This window comes from Streptomyces milbemycinicus (assembly GCF_002154605.1).
GTDB lineage: Bacteria > Actinomycetota > Actinomycetes > Streptomycetales > Streptomycetaceae > Streptomyces > Streptomyces milbemycinicus.
Genome location: NZ_MUNE01000985.1, coordinates 1 through 746, shown reverse-complemented (window position 1 = coordinate 746; position 746 = coordinate 1). Strand labels below are relative to the sequence as shown.

The window sequence follows — 746 nt, the reverse complement described above, 5'->3', positions numbered from 1 at the left end:
AGCGTTGCGGCCGAGAGGAGGGGCTCATGAGTGCCAACAGCAGGTTGACCATTGCCGCCCACGCGCTGGCCTGGATCGGTCTCTACCAGCGCCAGGGCCATGAGGTCGCCACCTCCGAGCAGATCGCGACCAGCGCGAACACCAACCCCGTGGTGATCAGGCGGCTGCTCGGCGAGCTGCGCAGGGCCGGCCTCGTGGAGTCCCGGCGGGGCGTGGGCGCGGGCTGGTCGCTGGCGCGCGAGCTGGGGTCGATGACCCTGCTCGACGTGTACGAGGCAGTGGAACCCGGCCCGCTGTTCGCGATGCATCGCACCACCCCGGACCAGGGATGCGTGGTGGGTTACGGCATCCAGCCGGCGATGCAGGGCATCTACGAGGGCATCGAGGAGACCCTGAGACACGAGCTGGCCCGCGTCACGCTCGAGAACGTACTCCGGGACGTACTTGCGGCACCTCGCTAGCCTCCCCGTTACGCCCTGACATCACCAAGATCCCCATCCATGCCCAGGCCAGTGAATAGCCTGGCAACCAGTCATGCCGAAGACCGTTGCAGTATTAGACCGTGTCCTACGAGCTCGTAACTTGATCTTGTTGAAGTGCCCTGGTCCGGCGTGACCGATGTGACGATTCCGTTGTTCGGGGGGATGTGAGCACTCGGCCGTGGATCGTGGACGACGACTTGTGGACGCTGATCGAGCCGCTGCTGCCGCCCTGGCCGGAGAAGTCGCCGGGCCCGCGGCCGGTGG

1 protein-coding gene is annotated in these 746 nt (G+C 66.6%); it reads left to right on the top strand.

What is annotated here, in order from left to right; genetic code table 11:
- Nucleotides 1-26 precede the first annotated feature (26 nt).
- Nucleotides 27-461, top strand: a complete 435-nt coding sequence (locus CCN51_RS49985; RefSeq protein WP_014182561.1) for an Rrf2 family transcriptional regulator — start codon at nt 27-29, stop codon at nt 459-461.
- Nucleotides 462-746 lie beyond the last annotated feature (285 nt).